This is a genomic window from Burkholderia sp. AU32262 (assembly GCF_020419985.1).
Lineage (GTDB): Bacteria > Pseudomonadota > Gammaproteobacteria > Burkholderiales > Burkholderiaceae > Burkholderia > Burkholderia semiarida.
Map to the genome: position 1 here is coordinate 25,707 of NZ_JAIZRS010000033.1, position 20,062 is coordinate 45,768.

The window sequence follows — 20,062 nt, forward strand, 5'->3', positions numbered from 1 at the left end:
AATTGACGATATACACGCCGCGTTCCGACTCCACTTGCAGTCGGAACGCGGCCAAGCCTCAACCGTTCTTGAACAGGAAGCTGTATGCGTTCAATGCGGGGACGCCGCCGAGGTGCGCATACAAGACACGGGACCCTTCCGGAAACTCGCCGCGGCGCACCCTGTCGATCATGCCATGCATCGACTTGCCTTCATAAACCGGGTCGGTCAACATCCCCTCGGTCTTCGCGCACAGTCGAATCGCTTCGAGCGTACCTTCCGACGGAAGGCCGTATTCAGGGCCCCCGTAGCGCGTATCCAGCACCACGTCCGCGTCCCCGATCGGCCGATCGAGTTCCACGAGATCGGCGGTGTGGCGTGCGATGCGAAGAATCTGCTCGCGCGTCTGCTCGGGTTTGGCCGACGCATCGATACCGATCACGCGATCCGCGCGCCCGTCTGCCGCGAAGCCGACGACCATGCCGGCCTGCGTGCTTCCCGTCACCGAACACACGACGATGTAGTCGAACTTGAATCCGAGTTCAGCTTCCTGGGCGCGCACTTCCTCCGCGAAACCGACGAACCCCAGGCCGCCAAGCCGATGCTCTGAACAACCGGCAGGGATCGGATACGGCTTCCCTCCCGCGTTGCGAACGCTCTCCATCGCCTGTTCCCAGCTCGGACGAATGCCGATGTCGAAGCCATCGCTGACCAGCCGAACGTCGGCGCCCATCATGCGGGACATCTGAATGTTCCCGACGCGGTCATACACGGCGTCCGAGTAGTTGACCCAGTTTTCTTGAACCAGCACGCATTTCAGGCCAAGATGAGCCGCGACTGCCGCGACCTGACGCGTCTGGTTCGACTGGATGCCGCCGATCGATACCAGCGTGTCCGCGCCGCTCGCCAGAACGTCCGGCACGATGTACTCGAGCTTCCGGGTCTTGTTCCCGCCGAACGCCAGGCCGCTGTTGCAGTCTTCGCGTTTTGCATAGAGATGAACTTTTCCACCCAGCGCCTTGCCGAGGCGGGGCAACTCGTGGATGGGGGTGGGTCCGAAGGTCAGCTTGTGGCGAGGAAAGCGAGCGAGGTTCACGGAGGTTCTCCGAAAGGTGGGCGGTGGATTCCGACGCCCGATGTCGTCAGAGCGACCGGGCACGAAGAAATTCTAGTTAAATACCCACGAAACATGGTTGCAAACATCCGCCGATCGCCACGATTTGAAATACAATTCCCCCCATCCCCACGAATGTATATTTTTTAGAATCAATGAAATCGACAACAAAATTTCCTGGCAAATCGCGCCCCGACGACGCGAGCCACGTCGAACTTGACCGTACGGACAAAGCGATCCTGCGAGCCCTTCAGAAAGACGCATCGATCTCGAACGTCGCCCTGGCGGCGAAGGTGAATTTGAGCGCGCCGGCGTGTTTGCGCCGCGTCGAACGGCTCAAGAGCCTGGGTTTGATCCGAGGAATCGTCGCGTTGCTCAACGCGCCTGCCCTCGATGCGGGCATGGTCGTCATCATCGGCGTCGTACTGGATCGATCGACTCCCGAATCCTTTGCCGCGTTTGAAAAAGCGGCGCAGAACGTATCCGGCTGCATGGAATGCCACGTGGTGACCGGCGAGTTCGACTACTTCATGATGCTGCGCACCCGCGATAGCGAAAGCTTCAACCGACTCCATGCCGAACAACTGCTTTATCTGCCCGGCGTGCGTCAGATTCGGACTTTCATGGTGCTCAAACAGGTTTTTTCCTCGACGCAGATCGCCATATAGCGGCTGGGCAAGGCAGCCGTTTGCGGCTTACGCCGGAACTCGCCGACGACAATCACATGGAAAGCCGCGAAGCGGCTCGGCTCCGGCTCGCGTCGACTTCCCGCGGAGCACCGGGGCCGCGCCCGTCAGTGCGCGAGCGCGCGACCGATCCTGAATACCCCGACCACGTCGCGCAGCGTGGTTGCCTGCTGCGCCATCGCCTGGGCGGCAGCCGATGCCTGCTCCACGAGCGCCGCATTCTGCTGCGTGACCGAGTCCATCTGCCCCACGGCGACGTTGACCTGCTCGATACCCGTTCCCTGTTCGTCCGAAGCCGACGCAATTTCACTCATGATGTCGGTCACCCGCCGCACGGACTGCACGATATCCGACATCGTCGTGCCCGCGCGTTCGACGTGCTGCGACCCCTGCGCCACGCTCTCCACCGAACCCGTGATGAGATCCTTGATTTCCTTGGCCGCGTTCGCGCTGCGTTGCGCCAACGTGCGCACTTCGCCGGCCACGACCGCGAAGCCGCGCCCCTGCTCGCCCGCACGCGCGGCCTCGACTGCCGCGTTCAGCGCGAGGATGTTCGTCTGGAACGCGATCCCCTCGATCACGGCAATGATTTCGGCCACCTTGCCCGAACTGCTCGAAATCGCACGCATGGAATCGACCACCTGGTTCACCACTTCGCCGCCGCGCATCGCGACCTCGCACGCGCTGCCCGCAAGCGCATTCGCCTGCCTGGCGTTTTCCGTATTCTGACGAACCGTCGCGGTCAACTGCTCCATGCTGGCCGCCGTTTCCTCGAGCGAAGCCGCCTGCTCTTCCGTTCGCTGCGAGAGATCCAGGTTACCCTGCGCGATTTCGCCGGCCGAAGTCGTGATCGATTCCGCGGTCGACTGGATTTCCGACACGATGCCGCTCAGTTGCCGTCGCATCGATTCGAGCGACGCCATCAGGCTGCCGCGATCGTTCGGCGCGACCGGCACGGGTGCTTCGAGGTTGCCTTCGGCAATACGCCCGGCCACGACCGCGGCGGCGGCGGGCTCGCCGCCCAGCGACCGCATGATTCCGCGCGTGATGACTGTCCCCAGCACGATTGCGAGGATGACGGTGACGATGCCTGCAGCCGCGAGCGTCAACTTGGTCAGCGCCGTCAAGCTGGCCACGTCTCCTGAACGCTGATCGAGCAGCGACTGCTCGGCGTCGTTCAGCTCGCCGGCCACGGCTCGATAGCGGTCCATGAACTGCTTGTCGTCGCCCTGCTTGAAGTAGTCGATCAGCACATTGGCAGGCTGCGTACCGGCATTGACGTCACGCCGCATCGCGATCAGCTTGTCGTCGACCTCCGCCACCTTCCGATGCATGTCGCGCAGCGTCTCGAGACGGCGCTGTTGCGCTGCATTGTCCGAAGTGAGGCTGCGCACGACATCGAATGACGTGGCGAACTGCTTGAGGCCCGCCTTGTAGGGCTCCAGAAACCGGTCATCCCCCGCGGCCACGTAGCCGCGCACGCCCGCCTCCATGTTGATCATGCTCGTCAGCATGTCGTCGTTCGCTCGCAGGACCTGGTAGCTATGAACGTTCCAGCCGTTCGCCTGGTTCAGCTTCAGAAAATTGACGATCGAGATCGCGCTGCCGATCAACGAAATAAGTACGACGATACCGAATGCTACGCCCAGCTTCCTGCCGACCGTCATGGAGCCCATGCTTTCTTCCCCGCGTGTGTTGTTGTTCTTGATGTCGGCACGCAAGCAAACTTACTGTAATGTGCGCATCCCCGCCTGAAGAGACATTTCGCAAGATGGCCGGCCATGTCGGTCGGCTTGCCCCGACATGCAGCCGCAGAGGGTGACTATCCGTCCTCGCAAACGATCAACGGCGAATTATCTTTTTATCGGTTGCCGCGAAAAATGGTGCGCCGGCCGCGATGAAAACGCGGGACGTTCTCGTCACCGGGAAAACGGGAACCGGCAACGAGGGCCGGCCGGCGCTGTCGACTCACGCGTCACGGTTCGCTCGAGCCGACGCGGTCGACCCACCCCCGGTAGAACGCGCGGTACTTGAGCACGAGCTTGTCGTACTTGCTGTACGCGCCGCCGCCGTCCGGCTTCATCCCGTTCCAGATCTTGACGTCGTACCCCGCGGCCTGCCGGGTCTGGAGCCCGAACAGCACGTAGTCGGTCGCGCGGCGCAGGAGGCCGCCCACCTTCCTGATCGAGATCAGCATGTGCATGACGTTCTTGCCGTCGCTTATCGGCGTCACGCACTGCAGCAGCTTGTATTTGGCGTCTCCGTCCAGCGCGACGGTCATCACGCACCCGCCGGGATAGCCGTCGAAGTGCAGGTTCATCTGCGACATGTTCAGGCCCAGCGCGCGCGACAGCATGCCGAGCGGCCCGAAGTACCGGTCCACCGTGAAGTCGATCCCGGCGCCGAACCACGCGCCCGCCCGCGCCATCGGCTCGACCTCCGGCCATTCGCGCCAATCGTCGAACAGCTTGAGCTCGAAGGCCGAGACCGGGAGCGCGTGGACGGGCGTCGCGTGCTGCGCGTCGTAGAAGTTCTCGACGATCCGCAAGACCGCCGTCGTCGTCTCGAACGCGAAGTGCAGATGCATGAAATCGTCGTTGTCGACGTCGGCCGCGGCGATGTCGGGCAGCGGGTGCAGCGGCTGCGCGGAACCGTACCAGACCCACACGTAGCCATACCGCTCGGCGGTGACCCACGTCGGCTGGCGCGCGCCGCGCGGAACGGGCTCCAGCCGGTGCACCGCCGGGCTATGGCCGGGAATGTGCACGCACTGGCCGCGCTCGTCGTATCGCCAATGGTGAAACGGGCACTGGATGCACCCGTCCCTGATTTGCCCGTCGGCCAGGTTCGCGCCAAGGTGCGCGCAGTGGCGGTCCATCACCACGGCCCGTCCCGACGCGCCGCGCCACGCGACGCACGGCCGGCCGAAGAGCGTCAGCGCCGTCGGTTTGTCCTTGAGGTCGGCCGAGCGCATCGCGACGTACCAGCTCGCGGCCACGCGCGTGGTCGCGTCGTACGCTCCCGCGGGACGCTCCCTGGCCCCCGCCTCGTTCAATTGAATGTCTTCGATCATTTTCATTCCGGAGGTCGGCCGACTACTTCAGCGCCAGGCCGATGCGGGTCGTGATGTACGCCCTGAGCAGCGCGAACATCGGGTTGTAGTCGAAATACCTTTTCACCTCCGCCGGCGCGCTGGTCTGCGTCCAGTGCAGCAGCTTCATCGCCGGCAGCAGGCTGTACTTCGAGTTGTTGAGCTGCGGTTTGGCACCCGTGATGCAGTACCCGAAACCGAACATCGGCTTCGCGAACTCCCGTTCGTCGATGAGGGCGTGAATGCGCGCCGCGGCCTCCTCGGCCGGCTTGCGCCCGGCGCTCACGGCTTCGACCTCGGCTTTGGCGTCGTTGAACAACTGGTAGTACCCCTCCATGTCCGCGCACAGGTACCCGAGGTACGGGGGGTTGTCGTCGAGGTGATCGAGGTCGCGCTCGTCGCGCGACGCACGGAACCGCGCGTGCGCCTGCACCAGCCGGAACTGCCCGAGGATCGTGCCGACCGCCCACAGCCTGTGGAACGCGTCCCACAGGCGGAAGTCCGAGAACGCCGTGTAGCAGCAACTGACGAAGTCGTCGTTGTGGTCCAGAAGCTTCTGCTGCAGACGCTCGATGTACTCGAAGCGCTCGGGGGAGAAATCGTCGTCGCGCAGCGCCTTGATCAGGCGCGCCGCGAGCGCGTGGATGGTCACCGCGGTGTTCTCGAGCCCGCGGGAAAAAAGCGGATCGATGAACCCGTTCGCGTGCAGCATCAGGCAGTAGCGGTCGCCGACGCAGGCGCTCGACGAGAACTGCAGGCGATCGGTCCTGACCCAGTCGCGCACCGGCACGGCGTCCCGGAACTGCGCCGCGATGCTCGGGAACCGCGCGAGGAATGCGTCGAATTCCTGCTGCGCGGAGATGTCCGTTTTCGGATGGATACGCGGGTCGAGCTGCAGGCCGACGCTCACCAGGTTGTTGGTCGAACGCGGATGATTGTTGAACGGAATCACCCAGAGCCAGCCGCCCTCGAACATGTGGTGCAAGGTGCCCTCGTGCCAACGCCAGCGCTGCCCCTTGACCTTGAAGATGTCGTCGAACGGCTTGACGCCGAGCATGTGCGTATAGAGGCTGCGCGAGTGCGTCTTGAAGCGGCACGGCTCTTCGCGGAGATTGAACTTGGTCGCGAGCGGCGCGCGGGGCCCGCCGCAATCGATCATGTAGCGGCCGGTGAACCGTTCGCCCTGGGCGGTCGCGACCGCGACGCCATCCTTGTCGGCGTGGTATTCGGTCACGCTCGTCTTCTGGCGAACCGTGCAGCCGTACTTGATGGCGGCTTGCAACAGGTACGCGTCGACGTCCTGCCGGTAATAGTGGCTCTCCGGCCCCCACGGCAACTCGGGAATCACGCACTGCGTGAACTCCTTCGGGTCGTGTTCCTCGCCGGGCCTGTGGAACACGAAGCCGAAGTTGCGCTTGATGCCGGTGCTCGACGCGACGTAACGCTGCGTCGCATAGAACGACGTGATGTGATCAAGCTCCGGAATGCCGTAGCGATCGGCGATGATGCGATTCATCAGCGACGTCTCGGGGATCGACGATTCGCCGATCGTGAAGCGCGGGTGCGACGATTCCTCGATGATCAGCACGCGAAACCGCTGCTTGGCCAGGATGGCTCCCATCTGGGTGCCCGACATGCCCGAACCGAGGATGATCACATCGAAGTGGTTGCTGTCGCGCCCGTCCGCGGGGCTCTGTTGAGTCATGAGGGCACACTCTCCTGTTGAGATGGAACACATGGCCGCGCGCGTCGCGCGTCAGGATTCGTCGAGCGCGGCGCGAACGCGCGACCGTACCGCACGCGTGAGCGCGAGCAGATCGCCGAGCATGCTGGGCGCGTACCCGCCGCTGCCGATCGTGGGGCCGCTTCGCCCGACTTCGTACGCGCGCTCCGCCAATTTGACGTGAGGCGCGCGAAAGCGCAGCAGAATCTCGAATACCCGGTCGAGGGCCGCCAGTCCGGCCTCGATGGGCTCGCCCCGCGCGCGTGCCGCCTGCGCTTCGCCGAGCACGCGGTCGATGAGCGCCGGACGCCCGGCGAACCGCGCGTAGATCGCCCTGAACGCGGGAAGCACGTAAGGCAGGTATGTCTCCTTGAATTCCCGGTAAGCGGCGTGGTCCGACTGCGAACCCCACAGCACGTGCTCCAGCACGAAGAGGGGCATTTCGACCGCACCGGGGCCCAGGTAGTGCTGGCCGCCGACTCGAATCGGTTCGTAGAACGGACGAAGCTCGTCGTAGAACACCTGCAACGAGATGAACCGGTACGCGTAGACGATCGAGTCGACCATTTTCTGCAGATGGACCGCGAGCGCGTCGCACCCTTGCGCGAACGCGGGCGACCTCAGCGGCACGTCGGTCAGCTCGACGGTCAACGCGATGGCCGCCTCGAGAGCCGCCATCGAGATGCGCACGCTCTCGAGCAGGTGCGCCTCGTCGCGCAGCCCGGTGTAGCTGCGCTGCGCGTCGGCCGCCGCGGGGTTCCAGACCGTCACGTGCAGCAGCGTCTCGCGCGGCGGCAGGCCGGTCGCGCGCGCCAGGTCGAGCAGCACCGGCTCGAGCCCGGGCACCACGTCCACGGGCTCGTGTCCGTGCCGCTTGAGCGACCCGAGGAAGAATCCGATGTCCCGCATCGCAGCGGCGGCTTCGACGAAGCCCCAGCCCGAAGGCACGCCGCGTGCCGGCAGGAACGCGCGCAACAGGCCGACGATGCCGGGCACGTCCCGTTGACGGTTCAGGCCTGGTAGCCGCAGGACGAGCGCGCGCCTGCAGCGGATCGCAGGCCGCCACCGCGGCGTGCGTGGCCGCGATCGTCCGTACGCGGTCCGGGGCGCGGTCCACTACAGGATCTCCGGCGTCGCGAGCGTCGGCCCGGGCTGGCTGCGAGACAGCGCCGCATCGCCCTCGCGCAGCGAGCGCAGGTAATCATGGTTCGTCGGCAGCGTCGTGCGCAGACGCTCGGCCTCGCGCCGGATCCGCGCGAACATCGCCTCGGCCTTGTCGATCGACTCGGGCCGGTGCCGCAAGAGCGGCAGCGACCGGTCGGGCAGCAGCCCCAGGCCGGCAAAAATGCAGTAGTAGTTTCCGTTCAACCAGAAGTTCTTGAATTCGTAGTCGAAGGTGTCGTAGTACGTGGAATCGTCGAACGACGTGGTGGTCAACGGCAGCCCCGCCTTGTAGCGTTCGACCTTCTCCCTGATCGCGTCAGACAGCCGCAGGTCGTGCCGGTTCGCGCGCCAGAACGGCGTGTCGTCGCGCGACGTGGTGAAATAGTGCGCCTGCACGAAATCCCGGCAGTCGTCGAACATGTAGACGATTTCGGCGTTGAACGCGTCGATCAAGCGCGGATCGAACGACGTGTCGGGGAAGTGCTTCACGAGCTGGTACAGCGCCGCGTAGATGAAGTAGATGCCGGTCGATTCCAGCGGCTCCAGAAAGCACGACGACAGTCCGACAGAAACGCAGTTGTTGACCCACGCGCGCCGGTTGCGCCCGACCCGGAACTTGATCTGGTTGAGCGGCTGCTTGTCCGAAAGCCCCCAGAGGTCGAGGAAATCGGCGGTGGCCTGGTCGCGCGACGTGAACTTGCTCGAGAATACATAGCCGCTGCCGAACCGGCCCAGCATCGGGATCTTCCAGGTCCACCCCGAGTTCATCGCGATCGCCGACGTGTACGGTTCGATCCCGTCGCGCGCGTCGTCGGCGGGCACGGCGCTGGCGACCGCGCTGTCGCACAGCAGGTGATCGGACATGTCGATGAAGGGCTCCTTCAGCGCCTGGTTGATCAGGAGCCCGCGCATGCCCGAGCAGTCGATGAACAGGTCGGCTTCGAGCGTGCGCCCTTCCTTCGTGGACAGGCGGGAGATGTAGCCGCGGTCGTCCAGGTGAACCTGCTCGACCTCGTCCACCACGCGCTTCACCCCGCGTTCGGTGGCCCAGCGCTTCAGGAAGTCGGCCACGAGATGCGCGTCGAAGTGCCACGCGTGGGACATCTGGCGGGTGCCGTCGGCCAGGCACGGCGCGAGCTTGCCGTCGAGCGCCTCCGTCTGCGGGTAGCACGCGTACTCCATCGGTTGCTGGAAGCCCTGTTCGCGCTTGCGCAGCCAGTAGTGGGTCAGCGGCACGCCGTCGCAGTTCGGCACGTTGCCGAACAAATGGTAGAAGTGGTCGCTGCGCGAACCGTCGGGCGACTTCCTCCAGTTCACGAACCGGATGGCAGCCTTGAACGCGCCGTTCACCTGCGGCATCCATTCCCGCTCCGGTATCCCGAGGAAGTCGAAGAACACCTTCTGCAAACTCGGGATGGTCGCCTCGCCCACGCCGATCCGCGGAATCGCCGCGGACTCGACGAGCGTGATGTTCGCCTGCTGCTGGAGCGCGCGGACGAGGTACGACGCGGACATCCAGCCCGCCGTGCCGCCGCCCACGATGACAATATTCCTGATCGGATTGCTCATGACACGCTTCCCATGGGATTTGAAACCTGAATGGATAGTGCCGCCTCGTCGAGTTGAACCGGAAAATCGTTCGTCAATACGTCATGACGTGTTTCGTCCATCATGACGAATGGCGTCGAAAAGGCGCGTGAATCGCAGCGAAGTCAGGCAACAATGCGAAGCCCCATTTCGCGCGGCGGCACACCGCGCAACGGATTCCACGTCGACAAATTGGCTTGCCGACGCGTCGATCGCCATTAGTGCATGGATTTATTCAGTTTGCCTAATTGCAGTCAGGATTGTCACACCGTGCACTTGACCTCCGGGACACACCATAGCAGCGTTCACGATGGTCTATCTCGAAAAATTTCATATCAATCCCGGGTTGTTCAGAGAAATTCTAAATCCCGAGGAATTTCGACGAAATATCCCGCATCAACCGATTTAATTTTATCGAACTAATAAATTCACTTTTTCATTCAATGTCCATCATCAAATGTCCTTGTTTTACAAAAAAAACGATAAATGGCCAACCGAATTCAAGGGAAAGAAATAAAACCTTCGCCATTACCAAAACAAAGATGACGATCTTTTCTCATTTCGGCAGCTTCGATCTCGACCCCAAAAATAATTCAACGCGCCTGCGGAGAAATTCGTCATGATGTGTCCGGGCGAACATGAGCGATGCTCGCCAGACGCATCGGACAAGAAGCGCCGAGTAAGCAGATCGAACGGTTGCGCGTACCGGGCCATCTCCAGTCCAACGGTGCACCCCGCCTGGACCGGACGCAAACCGCGACACTGACGAATCGAGGAGGCCGCATGCCCATCCAGGAAGCGTTGCTGAAGATGTCGATGTACGTATCGCTGGTGCTGATCGTGCCGGGGCCGACCAATACGCTGCTGCTGTCGTCCGGGTTGAAGGTCGGCCTGCGCGGCACCTGGCCGCTCGTGATCGCCGAAGCGCTCGGCTACGCGATCGCGATTTCCGTATGGGGATTCTTCCTCGCCGCGTTCGCTGCCGGCCGGCCCTGGCTTTATGACGTGGTCAAGCTCGCGAGTTCCGTCTACATTCTTTTCCTCGCGCTCAAGATGTGGACGCACAGCCGCGTGCTGCAGGACGTATCGAGCACGCCGGTGAGCTTTCGCGACGTGTTCGTCGCGACGATGATGAATCCGAAGGCGCTGCTGTTCTCGAGCACGCTGTTTCCGCTGGAGGCGTTCCGGTCGGCGCACTATTTCGCATGGACGCTCGTCGTATTTCTGCTCGTGCTCGCGCCGATCGGCGTGGGCTGGTCGTCCCTCGGCGGCCTCGTCACTTCGCAACGCGCATGGGCCGCCCGCACGTCGACGCTGCTGCGCGGCGCCTCGCTCGTGCTGTTGATGTTCTCCGGCACGCTCGTGTACTCGGTCGTGAATCGCTGAGCGCGCTGCCGATCGTTGCGACGCGCGGGCATGCATCGCGCCACGATTGGTCTCTGCCCGGGCAGGCCGTAGCGGCCTTGATTCGCGCACCGGCGGATCGTTTTCGTACGTGGTTCGGATAGTCCTTAACGTCGATCTCGTCGAGCACGGCTTGCGCATCGCGCTCCCACGGATGGCCGTAACCAGCACCGCCTGCCGCGATGTGACACACCGCATCTCCCGAATCGGTGACGAAGCCATAGTCGGAGATGTTCAGCGGCAGACGCGCCTCGATCAACTCGACCGGCTGGTTCGACAGATTGCCGGGCGGATTCGCAATGCCTTCGTGCCGTCATTGCGACCGCCGCCGCCCCAACTGCCGAGAATACCGTCGATGATCAGCCAGTTCCCGCCCGCGCCGAGCGCCGGAATCGCGTCGGGCACGACCTGCGCAAACGCCGCTTGCAGCACGTCGAACATCCGGTACGCCATGATCCGCGCGCCGCGCACGCGGCCGGCTCAACGCCATCATCACACTAGAGGAACCAAGGTGGCGCGAATGGTTCGGCAATACAGCCTTCGACCGCAGGCCGAAGGCTCATGGGTAACGGAACGCTCACGCTCGACACGGCCAAGCAATCCGATCGGCTTGCTCCGAATGTTCGCGAACATCGATGTAGTGGGGATTTCCGGCAGCGACACTGCAACGAGTTGCCGCCCCCCCGCATTCACGGCTTCACCAACAGCGATCCCGCGCCAGTCCTCACGCCGCCACGTTAATGACCTTCGTTTCCAGGTAGTCCTCAAAACCAAACGCGCCCCATTCGCGTCCATTGCCGGATTGCTTATAGCCGCCGAACGGCGCTTCGAAAGACTGATCGGCGCCGTTGAGGCTTACCATACCGGCACGTAGCTCCCCGGCCACGGATTGCGCCAACTCCGCATCTCCCTGCAAATATGCAGCAAGCCCGTACGGCGTGTCATTTGCAATGGCGATCGCCTCATCGAGACTGCGATACGGGATCATCGTCAACACGGGGCCGAAAATCTCCTCGCGCGCGATACGCATCTCGTTATGCACATCGGCGAACACCGTCGGTTTCACATAGTAGCCGCGCTCGAGACCAGCCGGCGCATCCGGCCCGCCAGCGACGAGCGTCGCGCCTTCGTCGATGCCGGCCCGGATGAGCGCGCGGACTTTTTCGAACTGAACGCGCGACGCCACGGGGCCGATATGGTTGCCGCGATGATCAGGTCGACCGACGCGAATTTCGTTGGCCGCGTCACGGGCGATTTCGACCGCGGCAGCGTATTCGTTCTGGGGTACGAGCATGCGCGTCGGCGCATTGCATGACTGTCCGCTGTTCGCCATGCAATGACGCACACCTCTCTCCACTGCCGCGTGCAGGTCGGCACCCTCGAGAATGATGTTCGGCGATTTTCCGCCCAGCTCCTGCGTGACGCGTTTGATCATTTGCGCGCCCACCGCGCCAATCGTGCTGCCGGCGCGCGTTGAACCCGTAAACGAAATCATATCGATGTCCGGATGCGCCACGAGCGTCGCGCCCGCGGCCGCCCCGTCGCCGTTGATCAGGTTGAACACGCCCGGCGGCAAATCCAGCTCGTCGATCATTTCGGCCCATAACAGCGCGCTCAACGGCGTGACTTCGCTCGGCTTGAGCACCATCGTGCATCCGGTTGCGAGGGCGGGCACCACCTTGCACGCGATCTGGTTGATCGGCCAGTTCCACGGCGTAATCAATGCACATACGCCGATAGGCTCCCGAACCACGGTCCCGCCAGTGACCGAATGCCGGAAGCGGAACGTCCGCAGGGCGTTGATGCCGGCTTCGATGTGTCCCTGTCCGGTGCGCGCCTGCGCCGCGACTGCGAAATCGATCGGCGCGCCCATTTCAAGCGAGATGACGCGTGCCATCTCGTCATAGCGACGGTTGTAGATCGACAGCAGCTTGACGAGCCAGCGCTCCCGCTGTTCGACGGTGGTCCGCGAAAATTCGCCGAACGCCGCTTTCGCGGCCGCCACCGCACGATCGACGTCGGACGCGGAGGCGGCGGCAATCGTCTCGATGACCGCTTCGTCCGCCGGATTTTCCACTTCGATGTGAGCGCTTGAATCGGGCGCTTGCCATTCGCCCGCAATGTAGAACCGCTTCGCATGGGTCATTCGAGTCTCCAGTTGTTGAATTGAGAACGTGGTTCGCTCTTGCCGTCATCGTCATCGCACCATCTGCATGGCCTTCGGAAAGGCTCGTGACTCTCCGCCTCCGTTGCCACGATCGAGCCGTACGCTTGTGCGCGTCACGATCAAAGAATATGATGCATCATATATTCAATTTCCACAGGAGGAAAGTCCATGACGAAAGTTGCAGTAGTAACGGGCGGAGGCACCGGTATCGGGCGCGCTATCGCGGAAGAGTTCCGGCGCGCCGGTCTGTACCCCGTGTCAGTCGGCAAGGATGCGGACGAGGATCTCGATCCCGCCATCGAGTTCCGGCGGGTCGACGTGACATCGGCTGCTGCCGTGCGTGACGCATTCGGCGATCTGGCGCGGATTGACGTGCTCGTCAATGCTGCCGGAATCATCCTTCACGATCGCGCCGAATTCGATTCGGCGGGATTTCGGAAAGTGGTCGATGTCAACCTGAACGCCTGCCAGCTCACGACCGAAGTCGCGCTCGAGAACCTGTCCGCGGTGCGCGGCTGCATCGTCAATATCGCGTCGATGTGGAGCTTTTTTGGCTCGGCCCGGAATCCTGCCTATACGGCAAGCAAGGCCGGCGTGGTGGGCCTGACGCGCGCGCACGCCGCAGCTTTCGCAGATCGCGGAGTGCGCGTCAACGCGGTAGCGCCGGGCTGGATCGAAACGCGGCTGTCGGCCGGAGCGCTCAACGACCCGGAACGCAGTGGTTCCATTCGCGCGCGTGTGCCGCTTGGGCGCTGGGGGCACCCTTCGGATGTCGCCAGAGGCGTGAGATTCCTTTGCTCGGCCGATGCAGATTACATCACGGGGGTGGTCCTGCCGATCGACGGCGGCTTCAGCATCGCGTGATGACGCAATGAGTATTCACGGCGGCGCGAGGCCGCCGTGCGCCATTACCACCAACGCATGCGGTAACGCAATCGGAGCGTGCGGCTGCTTACGTCGCCGCCACTTCGTCACGCTCACGCTCGGCCATCCATTCGAGCAGCACGCGCTGGCCCCATTCGATGTCTTCCTGGATCGCCTGGGATGCGCCTTCCGCATCGCCCTTGCGCAGCGCGGCAAGCACGCGATAGTGAGGATGCGATCGGTTCGATATCTCGCGGGGCGGCAGATGTGAATGGAACGTGTGCAACAGCGGCCCCATCCTGACCCACATGGTTTCCACGGTCGCGCTGAGCGTGGGCATTCCGGCGGCTGCCATCAATTCGAAATGGAAATCGCGGTTGCGCTCCGCTGCCTCCGACGGACTCACGGCAACTGCCTCGATGAACTCGTCGTGCGTCAGGCTCAGATGGCGGATTTCCTTCGGGGTAATGCGCTGCGCGGCCTGCTTGGCCGCCGCGCCCTCCAGAAGGCGTCGCATCAATTGGATCTCTCCAACGGTATCGGCATCCAGCGCCGGCACCATGATCGACGTGGCCGCAGTCATCTCGAGTGCCTGTTCACTGACCAGACGGAAAATCGCTTCGCGCACGGGCGTGATGCTCGTGCCCAGTTTTTCGGCGAGATCGTTGATGCGGAGTCGGTCGCCAGGCGCGTACTGACCATTCATGAGTCGGGAGCGAATCTCTTCATAGATGCGTGACGAGAGATTGCTCTTTTCCACACGGGCGAGGGGCTTCATTCTGATAACGGGACGAAAAAGAATGTTGTCATGCATGATACATCACGCTTCCTCGCTGCAACAGGCGGCGACCTCATCGGCACGCCGCGGCAACCGTGCGCGGTCAGTCGAATACGGCGACGGGCCGGCCTTGCCCGGTATGAGCCTTCAGCGATTCCAGCGCCTCGGGCAAGCGCGATACCGACGTCGGCTCGATCGGCAGCGGCGCCAGCGCACGATGCAGCACATCCGTGAGCAGACGCTCGCCCGCGTCGACCAGCGTGCGCCACTGCGCGGCCGACCCGTGTACGTGCAGTGCATTGAGGGCCACCTCGTGCAGCGAGATTGCAGTCGTGAACGGCGCGACCGGCGACGTGTCCAGACGATCCTGGATACAGACGAGATGGCCGTTCGCGCCCACGGAAGCGGCCAGCCGGACGGCATGCTGACCGCTCACCGTGTCGAACACTGCATCGAACGGCCGACGCGATGAAAAGGCACTGCTTCCGATATCGGGCGACAGGCAGGTCGAAGCGCCAAGACGCGCCATCCGCTCGAAATGACGGGCGTTGCACATGACGGAGACGCGCCAGCGCGCACGTACGGCAAGTTGGACCAACAGCGTGCCGACCGCGCCACCGGCCCCGCTCACGAGCGCCTCGGCGCCAGGATGGTGCGGCACTTTTTGCATCGCTTGCCACGCGGTCAGCATGGGGCACGGCAATGTCGCGGCCTCGGCAAAGCCCAGGCCCGGTGGCAAGCGCAACACTGCGCGGGCCGGCACCACGGTGTACTGCGCGAAACTACCGTCGCGCGCGAGCGACTGATGGTAGGCCACGCGCACACCCAGCCATTCCCGTTGTATCCCCGCGCCGACGGAAACGACCTCTCCCGCGCCGTCGACACCGGGCACGTGACCCGGCCGCCAGTCGGGCGCACCCCAATCGATGAACTTCCAGTCGACCGGATTGAGCCCTGCGGCGCGGTTGCGTACGAGCACCTCCCCGGGCCCCGGCGCCGGCCTCGGAACCCGCTGCCACACGAGCGCGGAAGGGGCGCCGGCGATCTGCCAGGTCCACGCGCCCATCGTCTCCACCGTGCTGTTCATGTCCATCGTCACGTCGTGTTCCACCATCGCTACACCACCGCGTCGAGCGCTGCGCTGTTCAGCAGCGATTTGCCGAGCACGTAGTCCGCCCCCTTCTCGCCTATCATGATCGATGCGGCGTTCGTATTGCCCGACACGAGATTCGGCATGATGGATGCATCGATCACCCGCAATCCGTCGATGCCGCGCACGCGCAATTCCGGATCGACCACTGCGCGCTCGTCCACGCCCATCCTGCACGTGCCGACCGGGTGATAGACGGTCTTGGCGCGCTTGCGAATGTAGTCCATCAGCCCGGCGTCGGTCGCGACGCCAGCACCCGGCAGCGCTTCTTCCCCCGTATAGGCGCGCAGAGCGGGCTGCGCGAGAATTTCGCGCGCTTTTTTCAGGCCGGCAACGGCGACGCGCCGATCTTCGGCATGCTGGAAGTACTTCGGATCGATCCACAGCGCAGCGGCCGGGTCCGCGCTGCGCAGGCGAATCTCGCCACGGCTTTGAGGGCGTAGCACGCACGGATTGATCGTCGCGCCTGCCGACTTCACGTGGTCCTGGTCGAGGTCCAGAAACACGATAGGCACGAAGTGCATCTGGATGTTGGGCCGCTCTTGCGGCGCGTCGACGTTGACGAACGCGCAGGCTTCGGTCACGTTCGACGTGACAGGACCGCTCTTGAACAGCAAGTACTGCAGTCCGTTTTTCAGCGTATTGGCGAAGCTGTCCTGACCGTAGTAGCCGTAGTTTCCGGTGCAATACGAAACCGCGGGAAACTCGATATGGTCCTGCAGGTTCGCGCCGACGCCCGGCAGATCGTACACCGTCTCAATACCGTGCCGGGCGAGTTCGGCGGCCGCGCCGATTCCCGAAAGCAACAGCAAGCGGGGCGACTGCACGGCTCCGGCCGACACGATCACCTCCTTGCAGCCCTTCTCCTGGACGACCTCGCCATTGCTGACGTATTCCACCCCGACGGCCCGGCCTGCGTCGATCAGGATCCGGTCCACGCGGACATCGGTGCGGATCGTCAAGCGGCCGCTCGCCTCGGCCTTGCGCAGATAGGCCACGGCGGCGCTGCAACGACGCTTGTTGCGTGTCGTGATCTGATTGAAACCGACGCCGTTCTGCGTGGCACCGTTGAAGTCGTGGGTAAAAGGAATGCCAGCCTGCTGCGCGGCACGCACGAATGCTGTCGACAATTCACAGCGCTGCGTGAGATCGGATACACCAAGCGGCCCGCCTACGCCGTGATAGCGATCGTTGAGTCGCTCGTTGTCCTCGGCGCGCTTGAAGTACGGCAACACCTCGTCGTAAGACCATCCGGAATTGCCTAGACGATCCCATTCGTCGTAGTCCTCGCGTTGGCCGCGGATATAGATGAGCGCGTTCACGGAACTGCCGCCGCCCAGCACGCGCCCTTGCGGCACGATGCGCGGACGGGCATCGAGTCCCGTTTGCGGTTCGGTTTCGTAGTGATACAGCAGGTCCGTGGACAGCAGCCTCGTGAAACCCGCCGGAATGTGCGCCAGCGGATTCCTGTCACGCGGCCCCGCCTCCAGCAACAAGACGTTCGCGCCGGCCTCGATCAGCCGACCGGTGACGGCACTGCCCGCCGAACCGCCCCCAATCACGATGTAGTCGTATTTCAATGATGTCTCCTGTGTCCGGTTCTGGTGTCAATTCAACGGGACAGCCTCGCGAGGGCCTCGGCGCCGCTTCCCGTCACGATAGATATATGATGCATCATCATAGAGCAATGGCCGGCGCTCCGGTAGAGCCAACTTGTTAGGGCAAATACCCATCTAACACGAAGCCATGCGGATATATGATGCATCATGCATGTCGCATCAGCCACATGGCACCGCAGGTTCGCTCAGGCACCCGCGATGAAGTTCGCAGAATGCAAAACACGATCACAGAGGAGACGATGAGCAACCATCTGGTCATGCGCAACATCAGCAAGCACTTCGGCGGCGTACACGCGCTGCGTAACGTCAGCCTCGATGCATACGGCGGCCAGGTGCACGCGCTGATGGGCGAAAACGGCGCGGGTAAATCGACGCTCATGAAAATACTGGCGGGCGCCCACACGCCCGACGAAGGCGAGATCCTTCTGGATGGTCGCCAGCTTGCGATCGACAGTCCCCACACTGCGCGGGCACACGGGATCTCGGTCATTCACCAGGAGTTTTCGCTCGCAAAGCATCTTTCCATCGCGGAGAACATCTTCCTGCACGACATCGGCGCGGGAACGTCGATCATTCGTTGGTCGAAACTTTATGCGCGCGCCCGCGAACAGCTTGCCGCGCTCGGCTTCGGCGAACTGGACGTATCGCGCCCCGTATCGACGTTGTCGGTCGCCGAACAGCAGATCGTCGAGATCTGCAAGGCGCTTTCCCGGACGTCGCGCGTTCTCGTATTCGACGAGCCGACCGCGGTGCTGACCGCGCGCGAAACCGAGCGTCTGTTCGCCCTGCTGGAACGGTTGAAGCGCGACGGCGTCTGCATCATTTACATCTCGCATCGACTCGAAGAAATCTTCGGACTGTGCGACAGCGCCACCGTGCTCAAGGACGGCACCTTCGTCAGCACGGTGCGCATTGCCGACATCGACGAGAGCCGTCTCGTTCAACTGATGGTGGGCCGCGAGCTCCAGGATCTGTTCCCCAGACGCGACACGTGCATCGGCGACAAACGGCTCGAAGTCCGCGAGCTGTGCGCGGGCGAAAACGTGCGCGATGTGTCGTTCCATGTGCGCGCGGGCGAAGTGTTGGGATTCAGCGGTCTCGTCGGCGCCGGGCGCACGGAAACGATGCGCGCGATCTTCGGCGCAGACCGCAAGAGCAGCGGCCAAATCCTCGTCGATGGCCGGCCAATTCCAAAACTCAAACGTCCCCGTCACGGCATCGAAAGCGGCATCGGCATGCTGCCCGAGGATCGCAAGCAGCAAGGCGTGCTGCTCGACATGCCAATCCGCGTCAACGCGATGATGACGCCGCGCAACGGGCTCGCGCGCCTGCGCTGCATTCTCGATCATCGTGCCGAGCGCGTGCGCACACGCGAATTGATCAAGCAGCTCCGGGTGAAGGCGCGCGACACCGAGGTCGACGTGTCGACGCTCTCCGGCGGCAACCAGCAGAAAGTCGCGCTGATGAAGTGGCTCTCGAACGGATGCCGCGTATTGATTCTTGACGAGCCGACCCGGGGCGTCGATATCGGCGCCAAGATCGAGATCTATCAGGTAATCAACGAACTCGCGCGCACCGGCGCCGCCATCATCGTGGTTTCCTCCGACATGCCGGAGATCATCGGCTTGTGCGACCGTGTGGTCGTCATGCGCGCAGGCCGTATCGCGGGCGAACTCAGCGGCCCCGCCATCAATGAAAAGTCGCTGATATCGCTGGCCATGGGAGTGAAGTAATGGAAGGAATCATGCAAACGCAGCGCGCCGACGTACCGCTGCTTCGCAGCGTGGCGCGCTACAACGCGCTGATCATGCTCATCGTGCTATTCGCCGTATCGAGCATCATGTCACCGGCGTTTCTGAGCGAGGAAAACCTCTATAACCTGCTGCGGCAGTTGACACCGCTGTTGCTCGTCAGCCTGGGCATGCTGCTCGTGATCAATACCGGCGGCATCGACCTGTCGGTGGGGTCGATCGCGGCCGCGGGCGGCCTGCTGGCAGCCATGCTGGTGCCGGTGATGCCGTTCGGCGCCACGCCGGGGCTCCTCCTCGCAGTCGTGCTGTCCGTCACGCTTGGCGCGCTTTTCGGCGCATTCAACGGAATATTGGTGACCGCCTTCGGCCTCGCGCCATTCATCGTCACGCTCGCCATGATGACCATCGCGCGCGGCGTCACGTACATGATGTCGAACGGCCAGCCGACGATGCTGCCACTCGATCTGCCCGCAGCGGAGTTGCTCAACGAATTCGGCAGCGGCAGCGTACCGTGGCTCAACGTACCTTGGCCCGTCGTACTCGCCGCGGGCGTCGCGCTCCTGTTCTACTTCTTGATGAACTACACCACATTCGGACGCATGGTCGTCGCCACCGGCAGCAACGAAATGGCGGTGCGGCTTGCAGGTATTTCCGAGCGCCGCTACAAGTTCTGCGTCTACGTGATTTCCGGCGCACTGAGCGCCGTCGCCGGCATCATTTACACGGCCCGAACGGGTGTCGGCACACCGATCACTGGCGTCGGCCTGGAGCTCGACGGGATCGCCACGTGCGTGATCGGTGGTGCACTACTCTCCGGCGGAAGGGGCTCAGTTCTCAACACCGTGATTGGGGTGCTCGTGCTGGGGCTCATCGGCAACGTGATGAATCTGCTGAGCGTACCGGTGTATCCGCAGCAGATCATCAAGGGCGCCATCATCATTCTCGCCGTTCTGGTTCAGCGCATCGGCCAACGCTGAACAGCGCG

15 protein-coding genes and 1 pseudogene are annotated in these 20,062 nt (G+C 63.3%); 5 read left to right on the forward strand and 11 right to left on the reverse strand.

The window, feature by feature from the left end; translation table 11 throughout:
• Positions 1-58 precede the first annotated feature (58 nt).
• Positions 59-1,075, reverse strand: coding sequence for a 1-aminocyclopropane-1-carboxylate deaminase (locus LGN10_RS29120; RefSeq protein WP_226225846.1), 1,017 nt, complete (start codon positions 1,073-1,075; stop codon positions 59-61).
• Between the two features lie 173 nt (positions 1,076-1,248).
• Between LGN10_RS29120 and LGN10_RS29125 the strand changes: the two genes are divergently transcribed.
• Entirely contained in the window at positions 1,249-1,761 is a 513-nt protein-coding gene (locus LGN10_RS29125; protein WP_059579037.1) for an Lrp/AsnC family transcriptional regulator, read from the forward strand.
• A 125-nt stretch (positions 1,762-1,886) separates the two neighbouring features.
• Here the strand turns inward: LGN10_RS29125 and LGN10_RS29130 are convergent, their stop codons facing one another.
• The 5 genes and pseudogenes from LGN10_RS29130 to LGN10_RS29150 all read right to left on the reverse strand — a co-directional run bounded on the left by LGN10_RS29130 (position 1,887) and on the right by LGN10_RS29150 (position 9,326).
• Complete coding sequence (locus tag LGN10_RS29130; RefSeq protein WP_226225848.1) at positions 1,887-3,455, reverse strand: methyl-accepting chemotaxis protein; 1,569 nt, start codon at positions 3,453-3,455, stop codon at positions 1,887-1,889.
• Positions 3,456-3,754: 299 nt separating this feature from the next.
• Positions 3,755-4,849, reverse strand: a complete 1,095-nt coding sequence (locus LGN10_RS29135; RefSeq protein ID WP_099318589.1) for a Rieske 2Fe-2S domain-containing protein — start codon at positions 4,847-4,849, stop codon at positions 3,755-3,757.
• Between the two features lie 25 nt (positions 4,850-4,874).
• On the reverse strand, positions 4,875-6,575 hold the full coding sequence (locus LGN10_RS29140; RefSeq protein WP_226093958.1) for an NAD(P)/FAD-dependent oxidoreductase: 1,701 nt from the start codon (positions 6,573-6,575) through the stop codon (positions 4,875-4,877).
• 51 nt (positions 6,576-6,626) lie between these two features.
• Positions 6,627-7,659 (reverse strand): annotated as a pseudogene (locus LGN10_RS29145) (monodechloroaminopyrrolnitrin synthase PrnB family protein).
• Between the two features lie 50 nt (positions 7,660-7,709).
• Entirely contained in the window at positions 7,710-9,326 is a 1,617-nt protein-coding gene (locus LGN10_RS29150) for a tryptophan halogenase family protein (protein WP_226225849.1), read from the reverse strand.
• Between the two features lie 801 nt (positions 9,327-10,127).
• Here LGN10_RS29150 and LGN10_RS29155 point away from each other — a divergent pair.
• The gene (locus LGN10_RS29155; RefSeq protein ID WP_059579025.1) at positions 10,128-10,730 is read left to right on the forward strand and encodes a LysE family translocator; all 603 of its coding nucleotides are present in this window, start codon (positions 10,128-10,130) and stop codon (positions 10,728-10,730) included.
• A 273-nt stretch (positions 10,731-11,003) separates the two neighbouring features.
• Here LGN10_RS29155 and LGN10_RS29160 read toward each other — a convergent pair whose 3' ends face one another.
• Together LGN10_RS29160 and LGN10_RS29165 are read right to left on the reverse strand one after the other, a co-directional pair.
• Positions 11,004-11,189 (reverse strand): hypothetical protein, encoded by a 186-nt coding sequence (locus LGN10_RS29160; RefSeq protein WP_226093956.1) that lies wholly within the window; start codon positions 11,187-11,189, stop codon positions 11,004-11,006.
• A 283-nt stretch (positions 11,190-11,472) separates the two neighbouring features.
• A complete protein-coding gene (locus LGN10_RS29165; RefSeq protein WP_059579018.1) occupies positions 11,473-12,894 on the reverse strand; it encodes an aldehyde dehydrogenase family protein in 1,422 nt (473 codons plus the stop codon).
• Positions 12,895-13,083: 189 nt separating this feature from the next.
• Between LGN10_RS29165 and LGN10_RS29170 the strand changes: the two genes are divergently transcribed.
• A complete protein-coding gene (locus LGN10_RS29170) occupies positions 13,084-13,779 on the forward strand; it encodes an SDR family NAD(P)-dependent oxidoreductase (RefSeq protein ID WP_226225850.1) in 696 nt (231 codons plus the stop codon).
• Positions 13,780-13,867: 88 nt separating this feature from the next.
• On the opposite strand, the gene LGN10_RS29175 is transcribed toward LGN10_RS29170, so the two are convergent.
• From LGN10_RS29175 to LGN10_RS29185, 3 genes are all read right to left on the reverse strand, one after another.
• Entirely contained in the window at positions 13,868-14,593 is a 726-nt protein-coding gene (locus LGN10_RS29175; RefSeq protein ID WP_081066620.1) for a GntR family transcriptional regulator, read from the reverse strand.
• 67 nt (positions 14,594-14,660) lie between these two features.
• The gene (locus LGN10_RS29180) at positions 14,661-15,671 is read right to left on the reverse strand and encodes a zinc-binding dehydrogenase (protein ID WP_089466059.1); all 1,011 of its coding nucleotides are present in this window, start codon (positions 15,669-15,671) and stop codon (positions 14,661-14,663) included.
• A 2-nt stretch (positions 15,672-15,673) separates the two neighbouring features.
• Positions 15,674-17,287 (reverse strand): GMC family oxidoreductase, encoded by a 1,614-nt coding sequence (locus LGN10_RS29185; protein ID WP_226225851.1) that lies wholly within the window; start codon positions 17,285-17,287, stop codon positions 15,674-15,676.
• 278 nt (positions 17,288-17,565) lie between these two features.
• Here LGN10_RS29185 and LGN10_RS29190 point away from each other — a divergent pair, with 278 nt between their 5' ends.
• Together LGN10_RS29190 and LGN10_RS29195 are read left to right on the forward strand one after the other, a co-directional pair.
• Positions 17,566-19,059 carry a sugar ABC transporter ATP-binding protein gene (locus tag LGN10_RS29190; RefSeq protein WP_226225852.1) on the forward strand — a complete coding sequence of 498 codons (1,494 nt, stop codon included), beginning with the start codon at positions 17,566-17,568 and terminating at the stop codon, positions 19,057-19,059.
• Complete coding sequence (locus tag LGN10_RS29195) at positions 19,059-20,054, forward strand: ABC transporter permease (RefSeq protein ID WP_081066621.1); 996 nt, start codon at positions 19,059-19,061, stop codon at positions 20,052-20,054. The genes LGN10_RS29190 and LGN10_RS29195 overlap by 1 nt, the downstream gene beginning before the upstream one ends.
• The last annotated feature ends 8 nt before the right edge of the window (positions 20,055-20,062 follow it).

What these genes read in the sequence shown, in the direction of transcription:
- LGN10_RS29140 (WP_226093958.1), bottom strand. Translation starts at nt 6,575, where the DNA reads ATGACTCAACAGAGCCCCGCGGACGGGCGCGACAGCAACCACTTCGAT.
- LGN10_RS29190 (WP_226225852.1), top strand. Translation starts at nt 17,566, where the DNA reads ATGAGCAACCATCTGGTCATGCGCAACATCAGCAAGCACTTCGGCGGC.
- LGN10_RS29125 (WP_059579037.1), top strand. Translation starts at nt 1,249, where the DNA reads ATGAAATCGACAACAAAATTTCCTGGCAAATCGCGCCCCGACGACGCG.
- LGN10_RS29195 (WP_081066621.1), top strand. Translation starts at nt 19,059, where the DNA reads ATGGAAGGAATCATGCAAACGCAGCGCGCCGACGTACCGCTGCTTCGC.
- LGN10_RS29175 (WP_081066620.1), bottom strand. Translation starts at nt 14,593, where the DNA reads ATGCATGACAACATTCTTTTTCGTCCCGTTATCAGAATGAAGCCCCTC.
- LGN10_RS29130 (WP_226225848.1), bottom strand. Translation starts at nt 3,455, where the DNA reads ATGGGCTCCATGACGGTCGGCAGGAAGCTGGGCGTAGCATTCGGTATC.
- LGN10_RS29165 (WP_059579018.1), bottom strand. Translation starts at nt 12,894, where the DNA reads ATGACCCATGCGAAGCGGTTCTACATTGCGGGCGAATGGCAAGCGCCC.
- LGN10_RS29150 (WP_226225849.1), bottom strand. Translation starts at nt 9,326, where the DNA reads ATGAGCAATCCGATCAGGAATATTGTCATCGTGGGCGGCGGCACGGCG.
- LGN10_RS29160 (WP_226093956.1), bottom strand. Translation starts at nt 11,189, where the DNA reads ATGTTCGACGTGCTGCAAGCGGCGTTTGCGCAGGTCGTGCCCGACGCG.
- LGN10_RS29180 (WP_089466059.1), bottom strand. Translation starts at nt 15,671, where the DNA reads ATGGTGGAACACGACGTGACGATGGACATGAACAGCACGGTGGAGACG.
- LGN10_RS29155 (WP_059579025.1), top strand. Translation starts at nt 10,128, where the DNA reads ATGCCCATCCAGGAAGCGTTGCTGAAGATGTCGATGTACGTATCGCTG.
- LGN10_RS29170 (WP_226225850.1), top strand. Translation starts at nt 13,084, where the DNA reads ATGACGAAAGTTGCAGTAGTAACGGGCGGAGGCACCGGTATCGGGCGC.